Below are 2,308 nucleotides of genomic sequence, written 5' to 3'. Positions count from 1 at the left end.
CGAACGGCGGGGCATCCACACTGCCCCGCCGCACGAACCGGTGTCGCCGCACGCACGCCTCCCCCATGAGAACTGTCCGAAGGCTAGCGGCGGGGTACGACAAGAAGCCGATCAGCCGGCGCAGACCCGCACAGCCGGTGCCACCGGACGGACGAGGTACTCGTCGATCGCGGTCCTGGCGCAGGGCGAGGTGTAGACGGACGTGTGCCCGTCGCCGGTGCGGGTGAGCAGGTCGATGCCCTCGATCTGGGCGGCCAGGCTGTGCGCCCAGACGTACGGATCCGACGAGTCGTGCACCGCGTGCACCATCAGAGCCGGCACGCCACGGACATCGAGGGTGCGCGGCGGGTTGGCCGCCCGCACCGGCCAGCCGATGCAGAAGTTGGCCCGCCAGGTCTCCGATGCCCCCTTCAGGTGCGGCGCGAGCTGCCGGCCGAGCTCGATGCGTTGCTGCATCTCGGCCCAGCTGTCGATCTGCGGCACGTAGTCACCGCAGGCGTTGCCGAGAATGTTGAGCAGGGATTCCTGCGGCACGTCGGCGGTGGGCGCGACCGCGAATGCCTCAGCGTCGCCGGCCACCGCGGCAGCGAGCGCCCGGGACAGGCCGGCCCAGGACACGTCCGGACCGTAAATCGACGGTTCCTTGAACGTGAGCCTGCCGATGGTTCCCATCCGGATGTCCTCGCCGGTGACCGGGCGCAGCGCCCCCGGGACGGCCAGGGGCCGGCGGTCCGCGCCGGCCACCAGCCGGTCGAAGACCGCTCCGACGTCCTGTCCGCGCAGCACGCAGGACGGCGCGGTGTCGCACCAGCGGGTGAACCGGTTGAACGAGTTCTCCTGGGAGACGATCTCGTCGGCGACCTGCACGCCTTCCGGCTTGCTGTGCTCCAGCGCCGCGTCGAGGACCATGGCCCGGGTCTGCCGCGGGAACAGCTCGGCGTAGTTGGCGGCGACCTGCGTCCCGTACGAGATGCCCAGCCAGTTCACCTGGCCGACGCCGAGGGCGAGCCGCAGCGCCTCGTGGTCCCGTGCCACCGTCACGGTGTCCATGTGCTTCAGCAGCGCGCCGGTGTGCTCCAGGCAGCTGAGGCCGACGGCCCGGTTGTGCCGGCGGAGCTGGTCGAACTGCTGCTCGGTGCGGGGGAACAGCGTCGTCTCGGCCACGATCGGATTGAGCCCGCATTGCACATGGACGCTGGTGCCCATGCCACGCGGATCCAGGGCGACGAGATCGAACCGCGCGCGTACCGTCGCCGAGAAGAACCGCTCGGCCGCCATGACGTACTCAGCGCCACCGTCACCCGGGCCGCCGGGGTTGTAGAACAACGTGCCGATCTTGGTCGCCGGCTGGTCCGCGGGGCGCCGGGCCACCGAGATCGGCACCCGGGGACCGCCCGGTGCCGCCCAGTCGACCGGGACCATCAGCGTGCCGCACTGCACGGCCGGTGCGGTCGCGCACGGCGCCCAGCCGATCCGGAACGCCGGTGCCCTGGCGGTGGCCGCGGCCCCGGGAAGAAGTCCCGCGGTCAGGCCGACGACCAGCAGCGCGCTCAGCAGGCGGCCACGTGTGAACCACGGCCGCATTGATCTCCTGGCCGGGGGTGAGGGTGCTACGGAAGCATTCATGCCGTTGACGCTCGCAGCCGGGACACCCGCCGCCCAGCCGGGTCACCGGCCGACCGGGGGTTCGGTTTTCTGGTGCATCCGCGGCCGGCGACGTGGCGCCGGTCGCCTAGGCTCCGGCTGTGCGGATCGGTCGACGGCGCCTGGGCGCCGCCATCGCGGGAGTCCTGCTGGTCGTCCTGCTCACCCTGGGCGCGCTTGCTCTCGTACGGTGGAGAGCCGCCGGCGTCCCGCACGCCATCTCCCCGCCCGCCGGGGCGGTGGTGGAGTCCACGGGGTACGAGCGGGTCGTCCTCGACCGCGCCGGCATCATCGCCCGCGGCCTGCGCAACGACCGTGGGGCGGCGACCGTGCGCAGCTACGCGATGCCGCCGGGGTCGCCCTGGCTGCAGTCGCGGCAGATCGTCGCCACCCAGCTCGATCACTGGGAGCAGCTCGGCGACTGTGCCGACAACCCGCGGGCCCGGATCGTGGAGTGCGCCTGGCGGGAGCCGACCCGCTGGTGGCCGCGCGAGGTCCGGCTCACCTTGATGCGCCCGGCGCCGGACCGCACCTTCGTGATCATCGGTTCCGGCCGCGGCGAATAGCGTCAGCAGCTGATCGCCTCCATGACCGAGCACCCGGCCTTCATCATCGGCCGCCGCACGGACGTCCTGGCGTCGAACACGCTGGCCCGGGCGCTGCT

At 72.3% G+C, this 2,308-nt stretch carries 2 protein-coding genes and 1 pseudogene; 2 read left to right on the top strand and 1 reads right to left on the bottom strand.

The annotated features are described in order from the left end of the window. Positions 1–111: 111 nt before the first annotated feature. A complete protein-coding gene (locus AB0C29_RS44380) occupies positions 112–1,584 on the bottom strand; it encodes an alpha/beta fold hydrolase (RefSeq protein WP_360833820.1) in 1,473 nt (490 codons plus the stop codon). A 161-nt stretch (positions 1,585–1,745) separates the two neighbouring features. Here AB0C29_RS44380 and AB0C29_RS44375 point away from each other — a divergent pair, with 161 nt between their 5' ends. Continuing rightward, the gene (locus tag AB0C29_RS44375) at positions 1,746–2,210 is read left to right on the top strand and encodes a hypothetical protein (RefSeq protein WP_360833818.1); all 465 of its coding nucleotides are present in this window, start codon (positions 1,746–1,748) and stop codon (positions 2,208–2,210) included. Positions 2,211–2,219: 9 nt separating this feature from the next. Further along, positions 2,220–2,308 (top strand): annotated as a pseudogene (locus AB0C29_RS44370) (transcriptional regulator); the annotation flags it as partial.

Origin of the sequence: Actinoplanes sp. NPDC048791 (assembly GCF_040650095.1) — a bacterium.
Taxonomy (GTDB): Bacteria; Actinomycetota; Actinomycetes; order Mycobacteriales; family Micromonosporaceae; genus Actinoplanes.
The sequence above is the reverse complement of the archived record's forward strand: the minus strand, read 5'-3'. Positions and strand labels throughout refer to the sequence as shown.